Below are 26,672 nucleotides of genomic sequence, written 5' to 3' on the forward strand. Positions count from 1 at the left end.
TACAGCGCGCTCAGATCGGCCCTTTGATTAACTTGGTTTACGCGTGAGTTGAGTAAACATATCGCTGGTAACAAAAAGCTTGCGGCGTTGTAGCACTTTCTGATGGCAACGCTTTAGCATAAGACGACGTCTATTGTTATTTTTCAATTTTATTCCTTTCTTCATAAAACGGTTTTTTTTCATTTATTCTCCTTTCTCTTCTCTTTCGTTAAACATCGTAAATGTTTTAAAAATGACGTATGTCGAGAAAGCGAGTCAGCCTTTGGCTGACTCATTCTTAGGGTAGGCTATAAAGATGACATCGAAATGACAGTTTTCAAGAGATCTACCAGACGACGAGGGTTAAATTTTTCCTTGTTCGTCTAACCACACTAAGCTGTCGTAATAGCGGCGAATGTTCTCAACATATTGCAATGCTTCATCGCCTCTTGCGTAGCCATAGCGGGTAGTGCGGTAGTACTTTTTTTGCCGCAACTGCGGCAGGCGGCGTTTAACGTCAACCCAAAGATCGGGGTTACCCCCTTGTTGTTCTGTTAAAATGCGCGCATCTTCTAAATGACCCATACCGATATTATACGATGCCATCGCCATCCAGGTTCTGTCTGGTTCACTGATACGCGCAGGTATTCTATTTAATAAACTGGCGAAATAGCGCGAGCCTCCTCGAATACTTTGTTCAGGGTCGGTTCTATCGTCGACATTCCAGTCGCTGGCGGTAGCTAATGTAAGCATCATCAGCCCCCGCACCCCTGTTCTGGAAATCGCATCACTGTTCCAATGGCTTTCTTGGTAGCTCATTGCGGCTAGAAGGCGCCAATCTAAATCGCCTGCATACTTTTGAAATAAAGACTTATATTGAGTAAGGGTAGACTCTGCGGCGTAATTGAATGCTCGGCTATCTACATAATCAAACTGGCGAATATGACCAAAGTACTTATCTTCTAACACGGTAAACCATCCAGATTGGTGTACTGTGCCAAAATATTCAATTAACGCCGCTTTAACCGAGTCATCTTGTTGTAAAGGCAACGCCCATGCCATAGGCATATTTTTATTAAGCGTTCGTGCGACAGCCAAATTTGGATAACGTCTGCGCTGTAGGGCTAAGCGATTACTATCTGCAACCGTATAGGCAATATCACCGTTGGCGACCTGTTGAAGTAATTCTTCTGAGTCTGAGTCTTCAGTGGTAATTAATTGAGTCTGAACTGCTTCATCCTCTTCTTCACTTAAACGTTTAAAGAGATTAGATAAAAGGTGAGCCTGGCTGCTGCCTGCTACCGCAATAATAGGAGAGTCTAGCTCTGCCAAGTCTCTAGGTCTGGTGGCGCCAGCTTGAAACACGAGTTCCTGCTCTACACGCTGGTAGGCAGGTCCATAAGCAAAACGATGTTTTAGCGCTGGCGTAACGGCGTCTCCGGTAGCGACGATGTCTAAATTGCCTTCTTCAAGTTGTTCAAGCATGACCTCGTAGCTGTAAAAAGGGTACAAATCGAGTGTTACCCCAAGATAATCTGCGAAACCAGCCAGTAATTCGTATTCGAACCCCTGCGGCCCTTCTGCACCATTGTAAAATGTGCCCGCACCGTAAACCGTGCCTACACGAATAGATTCCCTTTCTAATAACGAAGACAGAGCAGTGGGCACGTTTGGCACCCCACAACTCATTACAGCAATAGATAATATGATTATTATTTGTAGTTTTAATCGTTTTTTATAGTCTTGTGACTGCATAGACCTTTACTTAATGTCATTAAACCGTCTAAGTTTAAAAAAAACGTTCATGTAAGCGCGTTATGAGGTTACTTACTGCGCATATTTACTCTATAATCCGCGCCGAAATACTCATCAATCCAAGAGGCAACGCGTCGCATTGGTGGTCGTTGTTTCTAACAAACCAGGTAAATCAATATGTTGGTCCTTCGAGGCGCTCCTGCACTATCAGAGTTTAACCAAACTAAACTGATTGCAAAGCTGGGTCAATCCGGCGTTAGGGTTAAAAACCTATATAGCGAATATGTTCACCTAGTAGACTCCCAAGGTGACTTGTCTAAGCAGCAAATAGAGATTCTCGAGAAGCTGCTCACTTACGGCCCCGCGAGGCAAGCACAAACACCTTCTGGAACCCTCTTCCTTATTACTCCTCGCCCCGGCACTATTTCTCCCTGGTCTTCTAAAGCCACCGACATCGCTCACAACTGTAGTCTAAAAAATATCAATCGTATAGAACGCGGTTGCGCGTTTTATATCGAGACCGACGCTACATTGAGTGATGAAGATTTTGCACTTGTTGCTAGCTTCTTACACGACAGAATGACCGAGTCAGTGTTCACCCATACTGACGATGCGGCGGTGCTGTTTGCTCACACCGAAGCCAACACCTTTACCAGTGTCGATGTGTTAGGTGAAGGCAAAGAGGCACTGGTTAATGCAAACGTGTCGTTAGGCCTTGCATTAGCCGATGATGAGATTGACTACCTATTTGATAGTTTTACCAAGTTAGGCCGAAACCCTACCGATGTAGAGCTATACATGTTTGCCCAAGCAAACTCGGAACACTGTCGCCATAAAATCTTTAACGCTAGCTGGACCATTGACGGCGAAGACCAAGAAAAATCGCTGTTTAAAATGATCAAAAACACCTACGAGTTGTTGCCTGATCACGTGTATTCAGCCTACAAAGATAACGCAGCAGTAATGGAAGGCTGGGAAGCAGGGCGCTTCTTCCCGAACCCTCAGTCGCATCAATACGAATACCATCATGAAAATATCGATATTTTAATGAAGGTAGAAACTCACAACCACCCAACGGCAATTTCACCTTTCCCTGGTGCAGCAACAGGCTCAGGCGGTGAAATTCGTGATGAAGGTGCTACAGGCCGTGGTTCAAAACCTAAAGCAGGCTTGGTTGGTTTTACTGTATCTAACTTACGTATTCCTGGTGCTGAACAGCCGTGGGAAGCAGAATATGGCAAGCCACAGCGCATTGTCAGTGCCCTTGATATTATGCTTGAAGGCCCACTGGGTGGTGCTGCGTTTAACAACGAATTTGGCCGCCCAGCGCTACTGGGTTATTTCCGTACCTACGAGCAAGAAGTCAATAGCTTTAACGGTGTTGAAGTGCGTGGTTACCACAAGCCCATCATGCTAGCGGGTGGCTTAGGCAATATTCGCCGTGATCACATCGAGAAAGGCGAAATCACCGTAGGCGCTAAGCTTATTGTGCTTGGCGGCCCTGCCATGAACATTGGTCTTGGTGGCGGTGCAGCGTCTTCAATGGCCTCTGGTCAGTCGAATGAAGATTTAGACTTTGCCTCCGTTCAGCGTGATAACCCAGAAATGGAGCGTCGCTGTCAGGAAGTGATCGATGCATGTTGGCAGCTAGGGGATAACAACCCTATTCAGTTTATCCACGATGTAGGCGCGGGTGGTCTTTCAAATGCACTGCCAGAGCTTGTAAACGACGGCGGCCGCGGCGGTAACTTTGAACTGAGAAAGGTACTCTCTGATGAGCCTGGCATGACGCCGCTAGAGCTTTGGTGTAACGAATCACAAGAGCGCTATGTTATGTCGGTTGCGCCTGAAAATATGCCTGTGTTCGAAGCGATTTGCGCCCGCGAACGCGCGCCGTTTGCGGTGGTAGGTGAAGCGACTGCCGAGCAGCACTTAAACCTGAACGATAGCCAGTTTGAAAATAAACCCATCGATATGCCGCTAGATGTGCTTTTAGGTAAGCCGCCTAAAATGCATCGTGATGTGAGCTCCAAAAAAGTAAGCTCGCCTGCACTAGATGACGCGGGTATTACATTAAGTGATGCAGCGACGCGCATTCTGTCGTTACCCACAGTGGCTGAAAAAACTTTTCTTATTACCATTGGCGATCGCTCGGTAACGGGCCTTGTAAGTCGTGACCAAATGGTAGGTCCATGGCAGGTACCGGTGGCTGACGTAGCAGTAACGGCAACGGCGTTTGATACCTATCACGGCGAAGCCATGACAATGGGCGAGCGTACACCCGTTGCATTGCTGTCGCACGGTGCGTCTGCACGCCTAGCGGTAGGTGAAGCGTTAACTAATATTGCGGCGGCAAATATTGGCGATATTAAACGTATAAAGCTTTCAGCCAACTGGATGACTGCAGCCGGTCACCCGGGTGAAGATGCGGGCCTTTATGAAGCGGTGAAAGCCGTGGGTGAAGAGCTTTGCCCTGAACTTGGTTTAACCATACCAGTGGGTAAAGACTCCATGTCGATGAAGACCGCATGGAATGAAAATGGAGAAGATAAGGCCGTAACTTCACCGCTATCTTTAGTTATTTCTGCTTTCGGTGCAGTCAAAGATATTCGCAAAACGGTAACGCCACAGCTTCGCACAGACAAAGGCGCAAGTCGCTTATTGTTGCTTGACCTAGGTGAAGGTAAAAACCGCTTGGGCGCGAGTTGTTTAGCACAAGTCTATACACAGCTTGGTGATAGCCCAGCTGATGTGGTGTCTGCTACGCGCCTTAAAGGCTTCTTCGATGCCATGCAGGCCCTTATCGAAAAGGGATTGGTGCAGGCTTACCACGACCGTTCAGACGGCGGCCTGTTTACCACAGTGGCAGAAATGGCCTTTGCGGGTAAAACTGGGGTAAGCGTTAATCTTGATGGCCTTGCAGGCAACGACATCGCTGTACTGTTCAATGAAGAATTGGGCGGCGTAATTCAAGTGCTTGAAAGCGACCTAGACGCAGTTAACGCTGTATTAGCTGAATTTGACTTAACTGAATTGACGCACGATATCGGTACGCTTAGTAGCACGGATATGATTGAGTTTAACCGCGACGGCGTTGCTGTACTTGCGGATAGCCGTGTATCCATGCGTACTACCTGGGCAAAAACTACGTTTGAAATGCAAAAGCTTCGTGATAACCCAGAGTGTGCAGAGCAAGAACACGCTGCGAAGCAGGATGCTGCAGACCCTGGTTTACATGTAGCACTGTCTTACGATGTTAACGAAGATGTAGGCGCGCCTTATATTGCCAAAGGCGTTAAGCCGAAAGTGGCGATTTTAAGAGAGCAGGGCGTTAACTCCCACCTTGAAATGGCGGCTGCATTTACCCGTGCAGGTTTTGACGCTATCGACGTGCACATGAGTGACGTGTTGGCGGGTCGTATTACTCTTGAGCAGTTTGCGGGTCTTGCGGCGTGTGGCGGTTTCTCTTACGGCGACGTATTAGGCGCAGGTGAGGGTTGGGCGAAGTCTATTTTGTTCAATAGCATGGCGCGCGATCAGTTTGAAGGCTTTTTTACCCGCAACGACACCTTTAGCTTAGGAGTATGTAACGGCTGTCAGATGCTATCGAATCTTAAATCATTGATCCCTGGCACAGAACACTGGCCGCATTTCGTGACAAACAAGTCTGCGCGATTTGAAGCCCGTGTCGCTATGGTTGAAGTGATGGAGTCTAAGTCTGTGCTGCTAGATGGCATGGCGGGCTCGCGTATGCCAATTGCGGTGTCGCACGGCGAAGGTCAGGCTGAATTTGCAAATGAAAACGCGCTATCGCAAGTAGGCGAGCAGGTGGCTATGCGTTATGTAGACAACTACGGCAAGCCAACAATGCAATACCCAGCTAACCCGAACGGTTCACCGCAAGGTATCACTGGTTTAACGTCTGTAGATGGGCGCAGCACTATTATGATGCCGCACCCTGAACGTGTATTTAGAGCCGTTGCAAACTCATGGTGCCCAGACGATTGGCAAGAAGACGGTGCGTGGATGAGAATCTTCAGGAACGCCCGTAAATTCGTTGGCTAGGTAAATTGGCTATTGAGTAAAACAGGGGGAAACCCCCTGTTTATTTGCCTTAAATATACCGATTAATAAATGTTCATACTTTAGAATGACGTCAAACCTTTGGCAAAGTGTCAAAAATCTGATTTTTGCCCTTGTCATCAAGTTGTCACTGATCTATTGTAGTGCAAGCAAGGAATGCGGCTTGGTTACAGGAGTTGAATTAGGGTTGTACTGGCTGAAGTAACATTGCTTCGCTGGTTTAAATAATAAGAGACGACCAATGAATCGTTCTTCAAAAGGGTTTGGCTTAACCGGAGTGGCTGTAGCTGTAGTGCTGATGTTCGTAACTGCTGTTTTTAGCACATCTGCGAAATCTGCCGAAGCTCCAACAACGCTAAGTGTGCTGTCTTCAGTTAAGTAGTCTGAAAGAAAAATTCTAACGCCCGTATCAAGTCACTTGATACGGGCGTTAATCATTGGGGCTATTAAAAAGCTTTTTGCGTGTTGTGTCGCATAAAAAAGCTTAAAACGAGACGAACGAAATGCACAGCCGAAGCCTGCAAAACCTGTCTCTCACTTTATCCTTTCTTATTTTTTTCTCGGTTAATCAGTTTTTGCTGAGGGTGCTTTTTCAGCAACACATAAGTAGCACCAAATCCGCCATGCATAGGTTGTGCGGTATGAAATGCAATCACTTCATCTAGCTCTCTTAGCCAGTGATTAACATAGCTTTTCTTGAGTGCTGGAAAGGGCTTGCTGTGTTCTCCCATTCCGTGTTTTATGATAAGCGCCCGTACCCCTCGTTCATGGCTCGATGTTATGGTGCTGTATATCAGGTCTCGACTTTGCTCTAAGGTTTTGCCCGACAAGGATACATTAACCTCTAAAGGGTACTTGCCAAGGCGAAGCTTTTTAAATACGCCGTCTTGAATACCAGGCTGTTGAAAATAAATAAAGTCATCTGCTGGAACAGGTTTCACACCTTCCATGCTCAACGGGTTAGCAAGCTTGTCGCGAACACTAACCTTCAGGGCGGCGCGCTTTTGTTTTTCGGCCAGCGCTTTTTCTGGGTCGTGCAGTAAAGCCTTATCGTCTGATGCGATAGGTTTAACATCCTGCATTTCTGCAAAAAATGAATCGATATCGTCGTTTTTAAATTGGCTCATTTTCATCCCCATACAGGTTACTTCATTTTATGCGTTGGTTAGCGTTGGCGTGGATACATTATCCGTAACCGTCCTTACCTAATTGCGGCATGTTTTGTTTAAGTTAATTGTACTGCGGCTAACCAACACTGGTGGTATAGGTTACTTATACGTTATTCAATGTGAGTTGATCCACATTGTTTTACTTAGCGGTGACATTAAATGTGGTCACCCATTAGGGGTATTAGGTGGGGATGGATTTTAAAAAATCACGTTTAATAGATAGCGCCTGGTTCAGATAGCGCTTCAATCGCGTCCCATTCTTGTTCGGTAAACGGGCTATCTTCTTCTGGCTGCGCATTGCCTTCAGCGTCATTTTGTTTAGGGTAGTCGAAAGTCATAATGCTCTCCTATTTCGGAAAGTATTACCTAAAGTAGACAAAATACAACCAAAGTAGTGAGGGGCAACTGATTTTTAGTAGGGGAAATGTATAGACATCTTTACTTAATTGCTAAAGAGAATATTAAAAGTGGCGTCCCCAGCTGGAATCGAACCAACATCTAAGCCTTAGGAGGGCCTTGTTTTATCCATTAAACTATGGGGACCTAATGCGTGACACCTACATTATACGTAGTTCGATAAAATACGAAACCCTTATATTAATCAATGATGTGCAGCTGCTTCGAGGGAAATCTTTTATACCTTTTAAATTCGGTGGTTGTACAGAGAAGACAGACGTTATCGGTTTATCATTTCACAAGCAAAAAAAAGCCCTGATGCAATGACATCAGGGCTTTAAGGTTTAAACTAGGCTACGTTAAATATCGGTAGGCGGTAGTTTATCAATGGCTGTCTTGAGCACGTCTGACTCCGTAGGTGAAGCCGTTCCAATATCGCTGCCACTTTCTTTAGACGTATCACCAGCAACGGTCTCAGTCCCACTTAAAGAAGTGCTATCGCCAGTTGCGTCAGCAGACGTTGGCTCGGTTGCAGGTAGAATTAAATCTTCAGGTGGAAGATCGATATCGACTACATCAACCGTAACTTCAGTGACAGGACCTCCCGAAACAATATCACCTTCTTCAGGAAGGGTGATGGTATCTTCCGGTAGTGTTCCTGAAGTAACAGGCTCAGGCGCTGTAGTTTCAGGCGTTGTTGAAACAGGGTCGCCAATATCCACAGTCGTTGCTGGTGGTCTCTGGCGGGTTCACCGTCACCACAGGCTCACCCATATCAACGGCGTTACCGTCGTTTATAGCATCGAGGGCCTGAACGACGACATTTTGACTTGCCGTGCTCGCCGAATTACCGACCTCATCTGTCACTGTCGCCACTACGGCATAGGTGCCTGCTGGTAGCGGTGTGCCAGTTAAATCCAGGCTCCAGTTGCCGCTGCCATCAATAGTAAGTTCAGGGTCAGTGCCAAAGGTATAGGACGTGCCATCAACGGTAACAGTTAGGGTAGTATTGTCACCAAGGTCAACCGTTCCATTAAAGATAAGCGTGCTGTCGCTCGTTATAAAGTCTCCAGCCACGCCAGAGTCGTTTGAAATACTATCGAACGTTACCGTCTGGCCATTATTGTTTTCATCAATACTGGTATCGATAACAATCGAACCTGTAGCTGAGTCAGAATTACCCACAGCGTCCGTAGCGGTAACCGTTGCCGTATAATTACCTTCAGCGAGTAATGCGACAATATTGTCAGCTAATGTCCAGGTACCGTTACCATTATTGGTAGCGGTGTAGTCATTCCCGTCAATAGTCACCACCACAACCGCGTTCGGGTCGTTCACTGTACCGGTAAGTTCCGGGGTGGTGTCGTTAGTAGTTAGATCGTTAATGGCTACCGTAGGTGCAGTGGTATCAATTACTAAAGTACCTGTGTCGGTATCGGTATTACCCGCCTCGTCGGTCACGCTGGCATTAATCGTAAATTCACCTTCGGCCAATTCAGCCGGTACGTCTGCGCTGTAAGTTCCGTCAGCCTGCACAATGGCGGTCACGGTTTGCGTGTTGCCCGCGCTATCAGTAATGGTAAGGGTAACGGTACTGCCCGGCGTCGCGTCAGTGGTACCGGTAAGGGTTGGCGTGGTATCGTTATCCGAACCTGGCGCATTTATAGTGATTGTCGGTGCGGTAGCGTCTATTTGGCCTGTCGTTGAGCCATCAGCGGTATTGCCAGTTGGCTCAAGCACAGTAGCGTCGACAGTAAAATCACCGTCTGCTAAGGCATTAGGAACATCTGCGCTGAACGTACCATCATCTTGAACAATCGCCGTGAGTGTTTGAGTGTTTCCTTCACTGTCTGTCACTGTAAAGGTTACCGTGCTACCAGGAATGGCAGAGGTGATACCTGTAATGGTCGGCGTTGTATCGTTGGTTAATCCAATAGGGTCTAAGGTTAGCGAAATATCTTGGGCTTGCTCTCCGGTCCCCGAGAATTCAGTTGGGGTTATGTCATCGTTATTGTTGTTATTTTGTTCAAATTGAAAGCCTACGGGGTCAACGTCTTCATTGATGCGATCTACGCGTACAAAGTTACTACCACCACCGGTACCAGCGCCGCCATCAAGACCTGCCGCTGTCGCTTCTAACGATTCCAATATATCGCCTTCTCCGGCAAGTACGTCTAAAAAGTCACCGTTCTCTTGAGAGGCGCTCTCAGTGCCTTTAACGCCGTCGAGCAGTGCTGCAAGTTCATCCACGCTTTCATCAAAAACTGCAAACTCGTCGTCGGTATTGCTGTCAGTAAAGTCTAACTGTAGAGGGAACGATACGGTCTGCCCTGCTGGCAATGTGCGAAGTTCACCGTTTACGCTAACGGTAACGGTGGCATCTGGTGAAATATTTAAAACATCGCCCTCGTTAACCGCCATACCTGACACAGCGTTAATTTGCTCGCCTGTTTCACTACGTACTAAAGAAGCTTCACCATTTACTTCCACAATGCTTACGTCGGCCATAAGTCTCTCTCAATAAAAATAGATATTTACGCTATATAAAAAGCGTAGCAGGGCTTTTCAATCTCGTTACCGGACCGTAGTACGGATAGGCTTTAGCCATTGGTATAAAGGCGTTAAAAAAACTAGGTAATTCCCCCTAATTTATTAATTTTTAGTCTAATAATGCGCAACTGGGTTTGCATAAAATTTTACAGCGTCTACTTTTTTAAAGTAAGAAACGGCACAAATGTCGTGAAGAATCTACATAGTGAGATGCATGTATGAAGTTTATTAAAACAGTGCTTTCTAAAGTTGTAATAGGAGCAGCTGTCGTTGTAATAGCTAACGGTGCTTTTGCTCAAACTAGTGGTGAGGGAAGTGCCTCAGCGAGTCTAGAGAGTTACGTTCGTAAGGTTGTTAATCAAAACCCTGAAGTGCAAGCCAGCTGGCGTCAGCTTCAAGTTGCAATGTCAGATGTTGATATCGCTCGCGGAGGCTTTAGGCCCCAGGTAGACGTATTGGCGACGAGTGCCTACACAGATAGAAATTATGGTTAGACCGAGAGTACATGGGGCACACAGCTGAAATCGCTCTAACCCAAATGCTTTATGACGGGTTTTTAACAAGTAGCGAAGTTAAGCGGTTCAAACAAGCGCAGGTGGTAAGGTACTTTGAATTACTGGGCGAGGTGGAGCAAAAATCGCTTGATATTGCGCTTGCTTACATGGACGTACAGCTGTTTAGAGAATTATTAAGACTGGCCGAAGAAAACCTTATTACTCACGTTGATGTTTTCAAACAGATTGAAGAAAGCGTTGAAGTGGGGGGTGGGCGACGGGCCGACCTAGAGCAAATCAGTGGGTGACTTTCTCTTGCTGAATCCAATGTATTAACCGAGTTGTCTAACCTTCACGACGTCACCGCACGTTTTCTTCGTTTAGTGGGAGAGAAACCTGCAGATAGATTAACGCCTGTAACGTTAAGCTCTGCTTATGTAGACGCCAGTGTGACAGATGTTAAAACGTTATTGACCAATGCCTATGGCACTAACCCGCAATTTAACGCGGCAATTTACAATATAGATGCACAACGTTATGGAGTAGACAGTGCGAAAAGTCTGTATCACTCTCAAGTTAATTTGACGGCGAGCTACGGTGCACAAACGCGAGATCAAGCGGCACTGAATAATACAATCACTGAGGCTAGCGTAGGGGTTAATTTCTCGTACAATCTGTATAACGGGGGCTCTGACCGCGCAGCAATTAGGCAAGCATTGTCTCAGGTGGATCTTGCAAAAGATTTAAGAGACAAAGCGTGTATCGATATGCGGCAAACGGTGCAAATTGCTTACAACGACATTATCAACATTACCGAGCAGCTTCCTTCACTAAACGCGCATAGGCTGTCATCAGATAGAGTGAAGTCAGCTTACATGGATCAGTTTACTATCGGTGAGCGTTCGCTATTAGATTTACTTGATTCTGAAAACGAATACTACGAGTCGAGCTTATTTAGAGGCTCAGTATACCCTTGAGAAAGCGCGGGTTAGGCTTTTGGCTGCCTCGGGCAGTTTGGCGCAAACATTAGGTATTACAAAAGAAGGCGTACCTGACGTACTTGACATGGCAGAAGAAAAAATCAGCTATGACCCCAACTATGTTTGCCCTGTCGTACGCACTAACTTTGAAGATGAGCGAAACATTCTTAAGCGGGATTCTGATGGAGATGGCATTGTAGATTTGTGGGACGACTGTGTAGACTCAACGCCAGGGGCTATGGTTGATGATTTTGGCTGTGAGGCAAAAGAACCAGAGCCGAGCGCTGCCGATTTCACTCTTGACGACGCTCAAATAATCGACTCTTTTAAGGTAAACATAGAGTTTGCATCTAACTCCACAGACGTGTTGCCAGAATACGAAAACAATTTGCAAGACGTCATTGACGCGCTAAATGCTAATCCAAATTCAGGGGTGATTATTCATGGTCACGCCTCACTTGATGGCGATGCAGCATACAATCAGCGCTTGTCAGAGCGAAGGGCCAAGGCTGTTGCGTCTCTTCTTATGACGAAAGCTGATATAGCGCCTCGTAGAATTACCGCTGTTGGCTATGGCGAAAGCCGCCCCTTGGTTAATGAAGAGTCTGAGGCTGCCAATGCGCGTAACCGTAGAATTGAGGCGGCTATTATCCAGCTTCCCTCTAACGAATAGTGATGCGGCAGACCTATATGAAGGATAAAAAGGTCGTACACGACGTATCTTATTTAGAGCAGCAGGGCGGGGTGTTGATGGATTGTTTAATGACAATCTGTCACGCACATCATTTAGATGTATCACGTGTAAGCTTACTTAGTGGGCTACCGTTAGACCACGGTGAACTATCTCCCACGGGCTTTGAACGGGCCGCTAAAAGAGCTGGGCTTGCTAGCCGGACAGTTAAGCGTGATATTGATCACATTAACACGGCTCTATTGCCCGCTGTTTTAGTGTTAAACGAAAAGCAAGCATGTGTCTTACACGGTTTATCTCTGACGCATGCAAGGGTGTCTTACCCTGAACTGGACGACGCTGTTGTTGAAGTGGCAAGGGAAGAGCTAAGCGCTAGATATACTGGCTACATTATTTTCGCTCGCCCTGAAATGCAGGCGCAAGAGACAAATGCAAACATTGATAAATCGTCGGTAGGGCACTGGTTGTGGTCGTCTATAAAGACTGCGAAAGGGCTATACCGAGACGTGCTGTTAGCGTCGGTTTTTATCAGTCTTCTTTCTATTGCGCTGCCTTTATTCGTGATGAACGTGTACGACAGGGTCGTACCTAACGCGGCGCTGGAAACCCTGTGGGCACTAGCAATTGGCGTTTTGATGGTATTAGTAGCCGACTTCCTGCTGCGCATGCTGCGTCAATATTTTGTGGAGCTAGCGGCAAGCCGTTTAGATGTAACTCTTTCTGCAAAAATCATGGAAAAAGTGCTATCGATAAACTTAGCGAATAAACCAGCTAAGAGCGGTGCGTTTATCAACAGCTTACAGTCTTTTGAAAGTATCAGGCAGTTTTTTGGCTCGGTAACGCTGGTTGCTTTAGTGGACCTACCCTTCGGACTTTTATTTGTCGTTATCATTGCAATGATCGATATCTACCTGATTATCCCAATGCTTATTGGCGCCACTCTCTTATTTCTATACGCAATGAAAGCACAGCGAGTCATGCGCTCGTTGTCTGAAGAATCGATGGAAATAAGCTCGCGTAAGAGCTCGCTTGTTACTGAAAGCGTAACGTCTTTGGAAGACATAAAAGCATTTGGTTATCAAAGTCGAAACCAGAGCGCGTGGGAAAAACAGACCATATTTCTTGCTAAAGTTAATGCGAAGCTTCGCTTAGTTTCCATGTCGGTAAATAACGCCGCACTTTGGATTCAACAGTCGGTAGGCGTGGTCATTATTTTAACTGGCGTCTATTTAATTATCGAAGGCGTAATTACGCAAGGTGGTTTGATTGCCGCTTATCTTTTATCTAGCCGCGCGATGGGGCCTGTTTCACAAGCCGCCTCGTTGTTAGCCCAGTTCCATCACGCGGAAACCGCCAAAAATGCCCTTGATGAAATTATGGCAATGCCTAGTGAATCGGGCAGTAATAAGCAGATTAAGAGCAACGTTGTACTAAAAGGCAATATAGATGCAAACCAACTCTGCTTTAAATATCCCGATGAAAATGTACTTGCACTTAAAGACATTAACCTCTCGATTAAACAAGGAGAGCATGTTGCCATTTTAGGGAAAAATGGCTGCGGTAAATCTACACTTAATAAACTCATTATGGGTTTTTACCGGCCTGAATCGGGACAGCTCTTGATGGATGGTATCGATTTACAACAATACGATCCTACGCTGTTGCGCAAGCAAATTGGTTATGTTCCCCAAGAAGTGAGCCTTTTTTATGGAACGCTTAAAGACAATATCATGCCTGAAAACTTGAACATGGATGATAGTGATTTCTGGGAAATATTAAGCCAATGTGGTTTAGCAAAATTGGTCAATAGTAGCGCGAATGGGGTAGAGCAAATAGTTGGCGAGCGAGGCTCTCTACTCTCGGGCGGACAGCGACAAGCGGTCGCTATGGCAAGGGCGCTTGTTCGCGATCCATCTATATACATTATGGACGAACCTACCTCAGCGATGGACTCGACTAACGAAGCGCAAATGAAAGAGACCATAAAAGCCGCGACCGCGGGTAAAACTCTTATTATAAATACCCATCGTACGACCTTACTTGACCTTGTAGAACGGGTGATTGTGGTTGAAAACGGAAAAGTCATTGCAGATGGTAAAAAGGAAGACGTACTTGTGCAATTTAGAAAGTCAAGTCAAACACTTAAGAGGGCACCATGATTTTAAAAAGTGGTGGTGAGAAAAAAGACTGGCTTCAACGATTAATGCGCGGGTGGCTTGCGCCACCTCCGGGGCAAGATTGGGTGTTAGAAGCCGAGTGGTCACGGATTATGCAAACGCCAGTAAAGGCAAAGGGGCTATTGTACCTCGTATCCATCGTACTTTTTCTTTTAGTGGTTTGGTCGTATTTTGCCGAAATTGACGAGGTGGCAAAAGGCGATGGGAAGGTTATACCGTCTCAACAGCTGCAGGTGCTGCAATCGTATGACGGTGGAATCGTTCAAGACATTTTAGTGACAGAGGGGCAAACCGTAAAAGCGGGGCAAGTCCTGCTTAAGGTTGACCCGACGCGATTTCTATCCAGCCTTGAAGAGAACACCACACAATTTGCTGCGCTCGCAGCAAAAGTGCAAAGACTGTCGGCGCTTACTCAAGGTAAGGCACTGAGGTTTAATAAAGAGTTGCAAGAGCAGGCCCCCAGCATTATCGAAAACGAGCGCAAGCTTTATAACTCGAATCTGGCGGAGCTTGATGAAGTAGCCGCTGGCTCAGATTCACGTATTATGCAGCGACGCCAAGATGTGGAAGAGGAACGTGCAAACCTTTCCCAATATCAAAATGTACTGTCTCTAACGAGAAAAGAGTTATACTAGTTACAAAGCCGCTGCTTGCTTCAGGTGCCGTTTCGGAAATCGAAATTCTCAGGTTAGAGCGGCAGGTGGTAGAACTTGAAGGCAATATCACGAAGTCTAAAGTGGCCATCGAGCGCGGTCTTAATGCTATCGAAGAAGAAATCATAAAAAAGGAAGAAAGCCGATTAAGATTGGTAAATCGTTGGAATCAAGAGCTTACTGATGCTACCGGCGAGATGGCTACTTTGCAGCAATCCCAAACCAGTTTAGAGGATGTGGTATCACAAGCTGATATCAGATCACCCATCAACGGCACGGTTCAGCGGTTACTTATCAATACGGTTGGCGGTGTTATAACGCCAGGTAGTGCCGTGGTTGAACTTGTACCTCAGGATGACCAACTTATCGTAGAAGCCAAAGTTTCGCCGAAAGACATCGCGTTTATTCGACAAGGCCAGCCAGCTATTCTTAAGTTCAGCGCTTACGATTTTACCATTTATGGTGGCATGTCAGCAGAAGTACAACCTATTAGTGCCGATGCTATTACTAATGATAAAGATGAAACTTACTACTTAGTAAGATTGGAAACAAAAAGGAGCATAGCAGATGAATCCCTCGACATTTTGCCGGGGATGATAGTTCAGGTTGATATATTGACGGGGAAGAAAACCGTGCTTAATTATATATTATCGCCATTGTTCAACGTGACAGCTTCTGCGCTGAGGGAGCGTTAAATGAGATATTTTATTGCCGAAAAAGGTTTACAAGGCGCGCTAACTCAGTACTCATGGACAAAATATAATACCGTTACCAGTATTGAGTGTAAGGAAAGTGACTGCATCTGGATATTAGCTACCGAAGGTGACTGGCGCCAACAACTTATCGCCGCAAAACAGAAAGTTTCTCAGGTGGTATTACTTACCTACAAGTATGATCGTTTAGAAATGCAGACAGCGCTGATGCTAGGAGCAAGAGCGTATTGCCATGCCCTTGGCGCTGAATCTTTATTAGCATCGGTTGCTCGCGTTATAGAAGCCGGGGGCATGTGGCTACCTAACGAGTTACTGTCTGTTACGACGTCAAACGTTGCTTCAAACCTCCAAACGAAGCGAATACTACCAACCCTTAAAAGCCTAACAAACAGAGAAAGGGATGTATTAAGCTCTATCCTAGATGGGCTTAGTAATAAGGAAATAGCGCGGGAACTCGGTATCACCGAGCGTACCGTCAAAGAATATGTCGGTACGCTGCTTAACAAGTTCCAAGCTAAAGACAGAATTAGTCTGCTGCTTCGCTTAGGTGAGTTTAGTCATCTAAAAGATGCTCTATAACCTCAATATGAGAAACTACCCCGTCAATACCAAGCTCGATAAATAGATCTTGGTGATCAGCACGTTTAACGCCATCAGCGTATACATCAATACCAAAGGTGTGAGCTAACGAGCAGAAGCCTCTGATAAATGCGTGATTGGCGGGATTAAAGTCGATGTCCGCCATAAAAGCAGAATCAATCTTCACATAATCTAAGCCCATCTCTTGTACGTTTAATAATTGAGAGAAAGACTCGCCAACGCGCTTAAGGCCAATCATGCAATCTTTGGCTTTTAGTGTGTTACAAAAATCTTTAAATTCATCTGGGAAACGCGTGGCGGTAGACTCACGTACTTCAAAACATAATCTGCTCCAAATTTTTCTTTAACTTCCTGTTCGAGTTTTGGAAACTCGATAATATAGTGATCCTTGATTTGCAGGCCAGCTAGTAGCAGAGCTACGAAAGCTAAGCAGTGCGACGCAATTAGGGAAAGGGTCATGGTTTTTGTTTATTTTTAGACTAAAGTATAAATGAGGTTACTAGGACGAACATTAAACTTAAGTATTGATTGTTATACGTTGTTATAGATATAACATGGCTATGCTGATAAACCAACCATGATTTTTCTCGGGAAATTATTTAATAGAGGCTATTTTTTTACTACAAAATCATTTTCTTGGATGTTCGCGATAACGCCTGTACCTGTGTTTACCACCGTTGATGAATTGCCAAAGGCACGGTCGACAATAAACGTGCCAGGGTACACAGCATACTGAAGGTACGTCCTGCCAAGGTTATCTATTACTTCTTTAGCTTGATAAAGATATAGTTCATCTTTCTCAGAAATGCCATTATCTCTCCCTAAAGAAATTGAAATTTTGTTGTTTGCCACGCTAATTACCCTACCTGTTATAGGCTGGCAAGCAGTGGATTCTTTGATATCTTCTATTGCCTCGCTGATGCTTACGTCAATGGCTTGACCATAGCGGGACTGCCAAAAGGTTGACGAAAACTCATCAACATCTTCGAATCTGTCAAACGTCCATTCTTCTTGGTTTCTATACGAGGAGGTATAAAGCAGACCCCCATTTATTCCATCATAAACCTGAAGTGACATTGAGAATGCGCGCTCTGGTGTACTATCACGCCACGGTGTAAACACAGACGGGGTATCTTTTGGGCCCATACTTAAATCGTCGATAACACCAATAATCACAAACTGAGTGTTACTTTGGGCCGATAGGGTGCGTATATTCTCTGCGGTAAACCGGCTGTCAAATTTTGCCGTATGAGGTGCAACATAAGTAATGCTAAGGTTGTTGGTTTGAGCTTTCATTGCCTCTACGAGTCGCTGAGTGAAAGCTTTGTCGAAATTAGGCATATTACCATGGGTCAAATGACCTCTATTTCTAATTCTAAAGTGTGTAGTGGCGAAGTGTTTCTCATCAAGCTGTGCATCGCACGTCTTACCTTTAGGAAAAATATCGGCTCGGACACGCACGGTAATTACCTCACCGTTAAAGGTTTCGTTAACTAGCTCAAGCTGATTAACTTCGCCGGTAGAGCGGATTGTCATTTCTTCGTTTTTAAGCAATCCATTGGTGAGTTTGGCAACACTGTGCACTGAAGCGCCGGCAAACAGCATTGCTTGTTTTAACGCTTCTTGCGTGGCCGTGCGTTTAGCTGCTTCTTTATTACCATCTAGCACAACCGCTTGCCCCGTGGCCTCATACCACGCGGCATGCGCTTGCCCAATAAGAAAAACTAATAGGCAAACTACCGCCACAGCAATATTAAAACATTTCGCCAGAGTTGTTCTGCTTATGCGTTGCACCACACACTCCTATTGTTGCTCAGCCTATTCGCCAGATTAATACCACGAACTATGCGAAAAAAGTGCCAAGTGATGTGGGTTTTCTATAATAAGTTAAAATGGGCGCACATCTTGCTTTCTTTGGGCTATATCAGCGAGTAAATGCGTGCCTGATGTAGGCAGGCGAATCGGTGAATACCGAAAAATTAGGCGTTAGGTCAAACAGGCTATCGAGCGTTGTCATAGCGTATCTAATAGAAGCTAACAAATAGTTAAGCCGTCAGTAACCTGTTATTGATGCAAATTGAGGTTTAGATTCATGTGCTTGAATAAATTGAAAAAATCGAAAGTGCTTATTCAGTCTTCCATTCTCGGTTTCGCTCTCAGTATAAGTGGCTGTGGCATTATTGATAAACATGTCGAGTGGGAGACGGTTGAGCCAGAAAGCTATCCCGTTCTGAAGGCCATTGGCTATGCGCCGATTTCATCTCAGCGAGGTGAAAGTGATAGTATGAAATTGATAATGGCAATGAAAGCGTCAAAATTAGATGCATACAGAGAACTCACAGAACAAGTATATGGTCAAAAAATTGAAGGCAGCCAATCAGTTTCCCATCTTGTTGTAGAGTCGGAATCGTTGCGAGCCTCAGTTGAAGGCGTGATAAGAGGCGCTGAAGTCGTCAAAACTTATCCGGTAGGGGAGGACACCTACGTGACAGAACTCTCTTTAGATATGCAGCAAGTTTATGATATTTATTTATCTACCGCGAAGCCAAGAAGAGTCAAAGACGTAAAATACTATTAGGAATGGGGCGATATAAAGGAGCGCAGGCTGCTTGGGTTTATAGGGCCTAAGCGCTGACGCCAGAACCTAAGGTTCCGCCTTTTGGCTTTCCCTTCTTATCATAAGTAAGCGACTCTTTCGCACGCACTTCCATCATCAAATTCCGCAGGTGTGTGAGGCGTAGCTGTCCTTGCTCCACGGCTTTTTGATTGACTTGTGTGCGGTACTTGCAATCGTCAAGTAGACGCTTTGCTTGCTCCATTAAACTTTCATCGTATTGGGACAATGAGGCAGAGCCAGCGAGAGTACGCTCGATATCACTATCAAGTGTCTGAATGGACGTGAGTAGCTGCGTTTTTTCGTCTAGTACCTTCATCAACGATTCAGCGTCACGAGAGCTTATAAGCTGAAGCTCCTTCTCAAGCAAGGCAACAAGTGTAGAGAGTTGCTCTACTTGCTTAGCTATTGCTTGGGATAATGGGCTGTTTTGTTCAGTCACTCTTACGCTCTACTATTCACTTGATTATTTTTATTTGGTACCGAAAATTTCACCTTCAAGTTTCGCTATTTTGTTAGCGAGCACTTCTGGATTCACTTTATATTCGCCACTTTGAATCGCTTTCTTTAAACGATCTACTTTGTCTTGATTAACAGGCGCTTCAGTTCCTTTTTTCTGCACTTGATTTAGCTGCTGTGCAGATTGAGTCAGCGACACTGAGTCTTGACGTGGCGCTGGAGCCGTCTGCGCGCTTTGTGCCGCAGCCTGTTGCTGAGACTGCTGCGTCTGGTTTTGTTGCGCAACCTTCCCATTATCAACGGGTGTTTTAGGTAACCCATTGTTTATATTATTAATAGCCATAATAAGTCCTCACTACTTTTTTGCCTCTGTAAAGTATATCGGCCTTTACGCTTATTTCTTTAGCCAAATTATGCACAAAAAAGTAGATATTTACTGCCTCAATTACAAGTGTATCACGACTTCTTCAGGGCTTGCGACTCTAGCGATTACTGCTTTTCTGCTGCTTGCGTTTAAAACCTTAATATTATCACCCACGACGCCGTCTTGTTGCGCAATACCGGCAGTCTTAACTTCCATGCCAGCTACCTCAGCAGTAATAGTAATTCTATCGCCTTTGCAGACAAAGCATAGCATATTCGATTGGATTGCTTGTCCGTTAGTTACTCGGCGCTTCATTCTAGCGCCAATAAGGGCTTCTAAATCGGTAAATGCGGTATGCCGCAATCGTCTAACGTCAACTTTTGCCAGTGTTAAATTAGAAGAAGTAAGAACCGTGCCAGGACTGACGGCTCCTTGGGTAACAACGATTTCTTTTGTGCGTGTAACTTGGCCGCTGGTAAACAAATACCATTCATTATTTTGACAGCTAACGCGCACCGATATATACGACTGACTTAGCGCTTCTTGCGAAGCATTATACTGAAAACCGGTGGGGCAATCTGGAATATTTATCCTATCGTCTATCTTCACAATAGCCACATCAATGCTAGTATCCTGCGCATTATCAGTAAGTTGAGAAAGCAAATATTGCTTTGCGCCTTCTTCTACGCGTACGTGATTAGTCATTGCCGCTAAGCAACTTATTGAAATCACACTAAGTACCACGCATAGAAGTAAGCGAGTAAGTGATTGGTGCATTGTAGCGTTATTTGGTTTCATAGTGACTTTTCGTGTTCAGTTTACGAGTTATTGACTATGCTTAGTAACAACAGTGTAAATCCGCATTGGATTTAATTGCAAAGCGTACAGTAAGGTCAATAGGCGCTAGTCTCAACGCAGGCTTATCAACGTTGTAATAATTGGCGATTACAAAAACAAAAATGACATTAAGTGTCATTTTTCTGTCGTTTGACCTGCGAAAATTTAGTGATATTGTCTATCTTTACTATCAGAGGCAATGATCATGCCCAGTATTATTTAGAGGTGACCTATGTCGGGGATTTTAGATTCAGTAAACCAGCGCACGCAGCTTGTTGGGCAGAATCGCTTGGAGCTGTTGCTGTTTAGACTGAACGGCCGCCAACGCTTTGGGATCAATGTTTTTAAAGTGCGGGAAGTGCTGCAATGTCCTCCGCTAACCGCTATGCCAAAACTCAATCCTCTGGTGCGGGGGGTGGCACATATTCGTGGGCAAACTATTTCAGTTATCGACTTAAGCATGGCAACGAGAGGCCGACGGATTGAGGACATTTCTAATGCCTTTATCGTTATCGCAGAATACAATCGTTCGGTGCAGGGGTTCTTAGTGGGCGCTGTGGAACGTATTATAAATACCAACTGGGACGCAATTATGCCTCCTCCACAAGGTACGGGGCGAGCAAGTTACTTAACCGCGGTTACTGAAGTTGAAAATGAATTGATTGAGATCCTTGATGTAGAAAAAATTCTCAATGAAATTTCGCCGCTTAATGCAGAAGTAAGTACTGAGGTAGCAGAAGGCTTAACCACAGAGGGCCAAGAAAATAAGATTATCTTTATTGCAGATGATTCTTCAGTGGCTCGAAATCAGGTTAGAAAAGCATTAACGTCGCTTGGTCTTGAAATTGAGCTTGCGAAAAACGGCTTAGAGGCTTTGAAACGGTTGAAAGAAATCGCTGAAGAGTATGGCGATGTAACTAACCGTGTTGGGGTTTTAGTGTCTGATATTGAGATGCCGGAAATGGATGGTTATACGCTGACGGCGGAAATAAAAAATACGCCGGAATTGCAGAAGCTTCACGTCGTGCTCCACACTTCACTTAGTGGTGTATTTAACCAAGCAATGGTACAGAAAGTCGGCGCTGATGACTTTATCGCAAAATTTCATCCTGATGAGCTTGCGACCGCAGTACAAAAATGGCTAATGACAGAGTGCGAATAACGGAGCAATATAGGATTGGCTAATAAAGACGTTTCGCCAGCAAGTTACCTGAAGTTCAGAGAATTCTTAGAAAAGCAGTGCGGTATAGTACTAGGTGATAATAAACAATATCTAGTGCGCAGCCGCTTGGCTTCTTTGCTCTTCAAATATAAATACGAGTCGGCTGACGAACTGATTGATGTCGTTGTACGAGGTTTTGACAGATCTTTACTTCAAAGCGTTATAGATGCAATGACGACCAATGAGACCCTTTGGTTTCGCGACAACTATCCTTTTGACCTTCTTGTTAAAGACCTGCTTCCTACGTTATCGGCAAAGAACCAAAAGATACGGATTTGGAGCGCAGCATGCTCTTCCGGTCAAGAGCCATACTCCATCGCCATGTCTGTACTTGAATATCAGCGTCAGCGTCCCGGCGCTTTGCGTGCGGGGGTTGAAATTGTTGCTACTGACTTGTCCTCTGAAATGTTGCAAAAGTGCGAATCGGGCATCTATGACGAGCTGTCGTTGGCTCGGGGTTTATCGCCCCAACGACGACAAGCATTTTTTCAAAACGGTTTGATGCAGATAAAGCCTGATGTTCGCCGAATGGTAAACTTCAGAAGCCTTAACCTTCTTTCAAGCTATGCCGCCCTTGGCCGCTTTGACATCGTTTTCTGCCGCAACGTGCTTATTTATTTTTCAGCAGACATCAAGCAGCGCATACTGCAACAAATTGCCGGACAACTGCAGTCTGAAGGCATACTTTTCCTTGGCGCTTCTGAGTCTATCAGCGCGGCAAGCGATACATATAATATGGTGAAGTGCCACCCTGGCCTCTACTACCAGAAAAAATGATCTCACTTATCGGCCTGATAAATAATAATTTTTTATCGATCAGGTCGACCACTATTTAAAAAACCTCCGTCAAAAACTCATTATGGCATCTGCCTTGCTAACTATTTTCGTAGACGACATTTATACGGAAACCGTCACATCTTAATTCCGTTAATTTGTCACCATGAAATGTTTATAAGTATGTCAGAGGTCATGTTATGGCTATTAACCTAGATAAACTGGTTGGCTTTCACGAGTCGGCGCTCAAGATACGCACAGAGCGTATGGAAGTTATTTCAGGGAATCTAGCAAACGCAAATACGCCAGGCTACAAAGCGAGAGACATCGACTTTAATAAAGCGATGCAGTCGGCAATGCATGAGGCATCAAGCAGCTCACCAAGCCGGGCTTCTTCAGGTCTAGTGCGGACAAATGATCGCCACTTAAGCGGCAATCCTTCGTCAGTAGCGGCAAACTTTGACATGCAGTACCGCATACCTACTCAGCCTGATACCGGAGACGGAAACACGGTAGAAGTACAAGCGGAAAGAAACCGATTTTTAGACAACGGATTGCGCTACCAAGCTAGCCTTGAGTTTTTGAATGGAAAAATTAAAGGCATGAAAAAAGCGCTTAGCTCAGGAGGCCAGTAGTCATGAGTTTATTTAACGTAATGCAAATATCGAGCACGGGGATGGAGGCAGAAAACGTACGCCTAAATACCACGGCCAGTAATATTGCCAACGCAAACTCGGTTAGCAGTAGCTATGACGAAACTTACCGAGCACGTCATCCCGTTTTCGCAACGGCACTACAAGACGCTATGCGCGACCAGTCAAAAGGCGCAGGTGTTCAAGTTAAAGGTATTGTTGAAAGTGATGCACCACTTCAAGTTGAGTACTCACCTAACAACCCTATGGCTGACGAAGATGGTTATATCTACAAGCCGAACGTGAACATTGTGGAAGAAATGGCAAATATGATGTCAGCATCAAAAGCGTATGAAACCAACGTCCAGGTAGCTGACACAACAAAACGCATTTTTCGTCGCGTACTGCAGCTAGGTCAAGGGCAGTAATTTGTCTCTTGAGTAATGTGAGGATTAATAAGTGAACACTATTAATAACACCGGCTTAAATACTGATCTGTATTGGCAGGAAGAAACCGTCAAGATAGCTGATGGAACTGAACAGCAGCTAACGCAAGAAGACTTCTTCTCAATGCTAACAGAACAGCTTGCCAACCAGGATCCCACTGCGCCCGTAGACAATGACCAAATGGTCGCGCAAATGACCTCTTTTACTATGGCTGATGGTATCTCTCAGCTCAACGAAAAGTTCGAATCATTTGCTGCTTCAATGACGTCAAATCAAGCGCTGCAGGCATCGAGCTTAATTGGTCAAAACGTACTTGTTCAAGGCAACGTTGGTTATATGGCAGCTGAAGGTGACGGCCTCTCCGGCGTTATCGTGAACGAAAAAACCGTTCAGAACATGACCATTTCAATCGAGAACCAGTTTGGCGAAGTGATCAAAACTATCGATGCAGGCACACAAAGTGCTGGCAACATTGAGTTTGAATGGGACGGCAAAGACCAGCACGGCAATCAAATGGCGCCAGGTGAATATGTTATCAGCGCTACGGGCGAGCTAAATGGTGAAGGTGTTCAATTAAACACAGCCGTTAATCGTCATGTTGGAAGTGTAAGCTTGGCAGGTAGTGGCCAAGGCGTAATTTTGAATTTGGATGGTGATGTCAGTATCAATCTTGATGACGTCATTCAAATCGGCAGTTAGCAGGAGAATCAATAATGTCTTTTAATATTGCACTGAGTGGCGTTTCAGCCGCACAAAAAGATTTGGATGTGACCGCCAACAACATCGCAAACGTAAATACAGTTGGCTTTAAAGAATCACGTGCTGAATTCGGTGACGTGTATGCCGCATCGCTTCTCTCAGGTGGTAAAACGAAAGTAGGTGACGGTGTACTAACCCAAGAAGTTGCACAGCAATTCTCACAAGGTAGCCTTCAGTTTACCAACACGTCACTCGACTTGGCGATTACGGGTAACGGTTTCTTTGCGACAGTACCAGAAATTACGTCGCGTGACTTTTCATTCACTCGTGCTGGTCAGTTTAAGCTAGATAGCGACAATTTCGTTGTAAACAGCAACGGCGACAATCTATTAGGCTTCCCCGTAAACTCTGATGGCACCAGTGCATCCGTTGCACTAAGTACAACGGAACCAGTACGTATACCAGACTCGTCAGGCTCACCTGCTCAAACTACAGAAGTTGATATTCGTATGAACTTACCTGCTGGTGATGCGGCGCTAGACCCCCAGGATTTCGATCCAGAAGATCCGCTAACCTACAATGCAGCAACCTCGGTTACGGTTTACGACTCATTGGGTGATAGCCATGTAATGACGTATTACTTCATAAAAGATGCCACCCCTGGTGTGGACAATGAGTGGTACGTCGCTACTGCCGTGGACGATACGCTTGTGGACATGACCGACTCAGCTGGCAATGATACAGACCCAACTACCGCAGTTAACAGTGTTGGTGGCAACACTGGTAATGCAGTAACCGCATCTAAGCTGATTTTCTCCCAAGGTGGTGACTTTGCTGGCATGGAAACACCTGATGGGCTTGCTACGCTAGACTTCAAAATGCAAACTGAAGCGCTAGGCGCAGGTATTCTTGCAAATGGCTCAGATCCTACGCAGCAAATCAGTATTGATTTTAATCTAGACGTTAATAATGCAACGCCGAACGAGCCAACGCAGTTCGCATCAGCGTTCGAAGTGACATCACTTGAACAAGACGGCTTGCCGGTAGGCCGACTTACCGGTATTGATATTGGCCCTGACGGACTAGTACGAGCCACGTTCTCTAACGGTACTTCTGAACCCATTGTTCGCGTTGCACTTGTTCGTTTTTCAAATGAGCAAGGCTTAACTCAAGAAAGCAGCACGCAATGGAAAGAAAGTATTCTTTCTGGTGAAGCACTAGCGGGCGAAGCAACAACCGGTACCTTCGGTGAGATTAACTCTTCGGCCCTTGAACAAGCCAACGTTAACCTGACCACTGAGCTAATCGACATGATCATCGCTCAGCGTAACTTCCAGGCAAACTCTCGAGCGCTCGAGGTTAACAACTCACTGAACCAGACTATCCTTAATATTCGATAATTAAGGTCAAGGCTTCGGCGTTGAGGCAATAAAGCGGCAATTTTCAGGCGTTTAAATTCGCCTGAGAAGCCCACAAAATGTAAAGGTCGCACAAATGCGGCCTTTTTATTTTTCTATATATTTCAATCTAATACCTTTCGTAAATTTCAATTGTGTTAAATATCCACAGATTGGCACTGCCTTTGCAAAATCTTGTTTAAGGTTTAATCAGAGTCAAAAGTTAGTCATGGATAAACTTCTCTACATTGCAGCAAGTGGCGCATCCCAAGACCTATTGGGAACGGGCATTCGCGCTAATAACCTAGCTAATGCACAAACCACGGGTTTTAGAGCTCAGTTAGAGCAGGCAAGGTCAATGCCGGCGTACGGCGAAGGCTTGCCGACCCGCGTCTTTTCTATGACTGAGAGCCCTTCGAATAATTATGAATCGGGCCCAATGATAAAAACTGACCGAGATTTAGACGTGGCGATTCAAGGCGATGGCTGGTTTGCTGTACAGGATGAAAACGGTCAGGAAGCGTATTCTAGAGACGGCAACTTTAAGCTAGGCGATGACGGAATTTTGACAGACATTCACGATCGTGTGGTGCTAGGTGACAACGGGCCGATTTTTCTGCCGGTACCTTTAGATAACCTTAACATTGCCGCCGACGGCACCTTGTCCATGAGACAGTTAGGCGCCCCCGCAAATGTCATCGAGGAGGTAGGGCGTCTTAAGTTAGTTTCTCCAAACTACGCCGACATGGAACGCGGCAATGACGGCTTGTTTAGAATGGAAGATGGCTCAATAGCGCAAGCCAATGCCAACGTAAAAGTAATGTCTGGCATGCTTGAAGGCTCTAACGTTAATGCAGTGGAAGAGATGGTAGATATGATAAGCCTTCAGCGTCATTACGAGCTTCAAGTGAAAGTGATGAAACAAGCTGAAGAGCTTGATACACGTGGCAACATGTTGCTACGCATCCTGTAAACGAATTTTAAATA

Annotated in this window: 29 protein-coding genes and 1 tRNA gene; 18 read left to right on the forward strand and 12 right to left on the reverse strand. The window is 45.3% G+C overall.

Annotation, left to right across the window (positions count from 1 at the left end; genetic code table 11):
- Window positions 1-27: 27 nt before the first annotated feature.
- A complete protein-coding gene (locus ACX5J7_RS07865; protein WP_012517585.1) occupies window positions 28-183 on the reverse strand; it encodes a hypothetical protein in 156 nt (51 codons plus the stop codon).
- A gap of 159 nt (window positions 184-342) precedes the next feature.
- Window positions 343-1,734: a membrane-bound lytic murein transglycosylase MltF gene (gene mltF / locus ACX5J7_RS07870; RefSeq protein ID WP_278384516.1), complete on the reverse strand. Its 1,392-nt coding sequence runs from the start codon at window positions 1,732-1,734 to the stop codon at window positions 343-345.
- A gap of 177 nt (window positions 1,735-1,911) precedes the next feature.
- Between mltF and purL the strand changes: the two genes are divergently transcribed.
- Both purL and ACX5J7_RS07880 read left to right on the forward strand, forming a co-directional pair.
- Window positions 1,912-5,799 carry a phosphoribosylformylglycinamidine synthase gene (purL, locus tag ACX5J7_RS07875; protein ID WP_498706724.1) on the forward strand — a complete coding sequence of 1,296 codons (3,888 nt, stop codon included), beginning with the start codon at window positions 1,912-1,914 and terminating at the stop codon, window positions 5,797-5,799.
- 259 nt (window positions 5,800-6,058) lie between these two features.
- Window positions 6,059-6,199, forward strand: coding sequence for a hypothetical protein (locus ACX5J7_RS07880; RefSeq protein WP_012517588.1), 141 nt, complete (start codon window positions 6,059-6,061; stop codon window positions 6,197-6,199).
- Window positions 6,200-6,356: 157 nt separating this feature from the next.
- Here the strand turns inward: ACX5J7_RS07880 and smrA are convergent, their stop codons facing one another.
- The 5 genes from smrA to ACX5J7_RS07905 form a co-directional block, all read right to left on the reverse strand.
- A complete protein-coding gene (smrA, locus tag ACX5J7_RS07885; protein ID WP_015066422.1) occupies window positions 6,357-6,944 on the reverse strand; it encodes a DNA endonuclease SmrA in 588 nt (195 codons plus the stop codon).
- A gap of 254 nt (window positions 6,945-7,198) precedes the next feature.
- Window positions 7,199-7,324 (reverse strand): hypothetical protein, encoded by a 126-nt coding sequence (locus tag ACX5J7_RS07890; RefSeq protein WP_020743011.1) that lies wholly within the window; start codon window positions 7,322-7,324, stop codon window positions 7,199-7,201.
- A gap of 130 nt (window positions 7,325-7,454) precedes the next feature.
- Window positions 7,455-7,529: transfer RNA gene (locus tag ACX5J7_RS07895), tRNA-Arg, on the reverse strand.
- 212 nt (window positions 7,530-7,741) lie between these two features.
- Window positions 7,742-8,104, reverse strand: a complete 363-nt coding sequence (locus ACX5J7_RS07900; RefSeq protein ID WP_015066423.1) for a hypothetical protein — start codon at window positions 8,102-8,104, stop codon at window positions 7,742-7,744.
- A complete protein-coding gene (locus tag ACX5J7_RS07905; RefSeq protein WP_498706727.1) occupies window positions 8,070-9,890 on the reverse strand; it encodes a retention module-containing protein in 1,821 nt (606 codons plus the stop codon). The genes ACX5J7_RS07900 and ACX5J7_RS07905 overlap by 35 nt, the downstream gene beginning before the upstream one ends.
- A gap of 260 nt (window positions 9,891-10,150) precedes the next feature.
- On the opposite strand from ACX5J7_RS07905, the gene ACX5J7_RS07910 reads away from it, so the two are divergent.
- The 8 genes from ACX5J7_RS07910 (at window position 10,151) to ACX5J7_RS07945 (ending at window position 16,219) form a co-directional block, all read left to right on the forward strand.
- On the forward strand, window positions 10,151-10,426 hold the full coding sequence (locus tag ACX5J7_RS07910; protein WP_232362909.1) for a hypothetical protein: 276 nt from the start codon (window positions 10,151-10,153) through the stop codon (window positions 10,424-10,426).
- Window positions 10,427-10,437: 11 nt separating this feature from the next.
- Window positions 10,438-10,734, forward strand: a complete 297-nt coding sequence (locus ACX5J7_RS07915; protein WP_498706728.1) for a hypothetical protein — start codon at window positions 10,438-10,440, stop codon at window positions 10,732-10,734.
- A gap of 33 nt (window positions 10,735-10,767) precedes the next feature.
- Entirely contained in the window at window positions 10,768-11,403 is a 636-nt protein-coding gene (locus ACX5J7_RS07920) for a TolC family protein (protein WP_474375875.1), read from the forward strand.
- A 19-nt stretch (window positions 11,404-11,422) separates the two neighbouring features.
- Window positions 11,423-12,079: an OmpA family protein gene (locus tag ACX5J7_RS07925; RefSeq protein WP_278384507.1), complete on the forward strand. Its 657-nt coding sequence runs from the start codon at window positions 11,423-11,425 to the stop codon at window positions 12,077-12,079.
- A 77-nt stretch (window positions 12,080-12,156) separates the two neighbouring features.
- Window positions 12,157-14,256 carry a type I secretion system permease/ATPase gene (locus ACX5J7_RS07930; RefSeq protein WP_498706806.1) on the forward strand — a complete coding sequence of 700 codons (2,100 nt, stop codon included), beginning with the start codon at window positions 12,157-12,159 and terminating at the stop codon, window positions 14,254-14,256.
- On the forward strand, window positions 14,253-14,909 hold the full coding sequence (locus ACX5J7_RS07935; protein ID WP_498706730.1) for an HlyD family secretion protein: 657 nt from the start codon (window positions 14,253-14,255) through the stop codon (window positions 14,907-14,909). Before ACX5J7_RS07930 ends, ACX5J7_RS07935 begins: the two co-directional genes overlap by 4 nt.
- Window positions 14,910-14,953: 44 nt before the next feature.
- Window positions 14,954-15,622 carry an HlyD family type I secretion periplasmic adaptor subunit gene (locus tag ACX5J7_RS07940; protein WP_498706808.1) on the forward strand — a complete coding sequence of 223 codons (669 nt, stop codon included), beginning with the start codon at window positions 14,954-14,956 and terminating at the stop codon, window positions 15,620-15,622.
- The gene (locus ACX5J7_RS07945) at window positions 15,623-16,219 is read left to right on the forward strand and encodes a response regulator transcription factor (protein ID WP_278384499.1); all 597 of its coding nucleotides are present in this window, start codon (window positions 15,623-15,625) and stop codon (window positions 16,217-16,219) included.
- On the opposite strand, the gene ACX5J7_RS07950 is transcribed toward ACX5J7_RS07945, so the two are convergent.
- Window positions 16,194-16,577, reverse strand: coding sequence for an EAL domain-containing protein (locus tag ACX5J7_RS07950; protein ID WP_474375895.1), 384 nt, complete (start codon window positions 16,575-16,577; stop codon window positions 16,194-16,196). The two genes, ACX5J7_RS07945 and ACX5J7_RS07950, sit on opposite strands and share 26 nt — an antisense overlap.
- 272 nt (window positions 16,578-16,849) lie before the next feature.
- Entirely contained in the window at window positions 16,850-18,034 is a 1,185-nt protein-coding gene (locus ACX5J7_RS07955; RefSeq protein ID WP_474375877.1) for a flagellar assembly protein T N-terminal domain-containing protein, read from the reverse strand.
- 298 nt (window positions 18,035-18,332) lie between these two features.
- Here ACX5J7_RS07955 and ACX5J7_RS07960 point away from each other — a divergent pair, with 298 nt between their 5' ends.
- Window positions 18,333-18,818, forward strand: a complete 486-nt coding sequence (locus tag ACX5J7_RS07960; RefSeq protein WP_020744886.1) for an LPP20 family lipoprotein — start codon at window positions 18,333-18,335, stop codon at window positions 18,816-18,818.
- Between the two features lie 46 nt (window positions 18,819-18,864).
- Here the strand turns inward: ACX5J7_RS07960 and flgN are convergent, their stop codons facing one another.
- From flgN to flgA, 3 genes are all read right to left on the reverse strand, one after another.
- Window positions 18,865-19,296 carry a flagellar export chaperone FlgN gene (flgN, locus tag ACX5J7_RS07965; protein ID WP_474375878.1) on the reverse strand — a complete coding sequence of 144 codons (432 nt, stop codon included), beginning with the start codon at window positions 19,294-19,296 and terminating at the stop codon, window positions 18,865-18,867.
- 30 nt (window positions 19,297-19,326) lie between these two features.
- Window positions 19,327-19,656, reverse strand: a complete 330-nt coding sequence (gene flgM, locus ACX5J7_RS07970) for a flagellar biosynthesis anti-sigma factor FlgM (RefSeq protein ID WP_012517622.1) — start codon at window positions 19,654-19,656, stop codon at window positions 19,327-19,329.
- Window positions 19,657-19,758: 102 nt separating this feature from the next.
- Window positions 19,759-20,475 (reverse strand): flagellar basal body P-ring formation chaperone FlgA, encoded by a 717-nt coding sequence (gene flgA, locus ACX5J7_RS07975; protein ID WP_015066430.1) that lies wholly within the window; start codon window positions 20,473-20,475, stop codon window positions 19,759-19,761.
- 271 nt (window positions 20,476-20,746) lie between these two features.
- Between flgA and ACX5J7_RS07980 the strand changes: the two genes are divergently transcribed.
- The 7 genes from ACX5J7_RS07980 to ACX5J7_RS08010 all read left to right on the forward strand — a co-directional run bounded on the left by ACX5J7_RS07980 (window position 20,747) and on the right by ACX5J7_RS08010 (window position 26,658).
- Window positions 20,747-21,676 carry a chemotaxis protein CheV gene (locus tag ACX5J7_RS07980; RefSeq protein ID WP_474375879.1) on the forward strand — a complete coding sequence of 310 codons (930 nt, stop codon included), beginning with the start codon at window positions 20,747-20,749 and terminating at the stop codon, window positions 21,674-21,676.
- Window positions 21,677-21,691: 15 nt separating this feature from the next.
- Window positions 21,692-22,513, forward strand: coding sequence for a CheR family methyltransferase (locus ACX5J7_RS07985; RefSeq protein ID WP_498706733.1), 822 nt, complete (start codon window positions 21,692-21,694; stop codon window positions 22,511-22,513).
- A gap of 197 nt (window positions 22,514-22,710) precedes the next feature.
- Window positions 22,711-23,145, forward strand: coding sequence for a flagellar basal body rod protein FlgB (gene flgB, locus ACX5J7_RS07990; RefSeq protein ID WP_071950956.1), 435 nt, complete (start codon window positions 22,711-22,713; stop codon window positions 23,143-23,145).
- Between the two features lie 2 nt (window positions 23,146-23,147).
- Entirely contained in the window at window positions 23,148-23,570 is a 423-nt protein-coding gene (gene flgC, locus ACX5J7_RS07995; protein WP_015066433.1) for a flagellar basal body rod protein FlgC, read from the forward strand.
- Between the two features lie 31 nt (window positions 23,571-23,601).
- Complete coding sequence (locus ACX5J7_RS08000) at window positions 23,602-24,288, forward strand: flagellar hook assembly protein FlgD (RefSeq protein ID WP_015066434.1); 687 nt, start codon at window positions 23,602-23,604, stop codon at window positions 24,286-24,288.
- A 14-nt stretch (window positions 24,289-24,302) separates the two neighbouring features.
- Window positions 24,303-25,688 carry a flagellar hook protein FlgE gene (flgE, locus tag ACX5J7_RS08005; protein ID WP_020743037.1) on the forward strand — a complete coding sequence of 462 codons (1,386 nt, stop codon included), beginning with the start codon at window positions 24,303-24,305 and terminating at the stop codon, window positions 25,686-25,688.
- Window positions 25,689-25,914: 226 nt separating this feature from the next.
- The gene (locus ACX5J7_RS08010) at window positions 25,915-26,658 is read left to right on the forward strand and encodes a flagellar basal body rod protein FlgF (RefSeq protein WP_020743038.1); all 744 of its coding nucleotides are present in this window, start codon (window positions 25,915-25,917) and stop codon (window positions 26,656-26,658) included.
- The last annotated feature ends 14 nt before the right edge of the window (window positions 26,659-26,672 follow it).

The sequence above is a fragment of the Alteromonas infernus genome, from assembly GCF_902705815.1.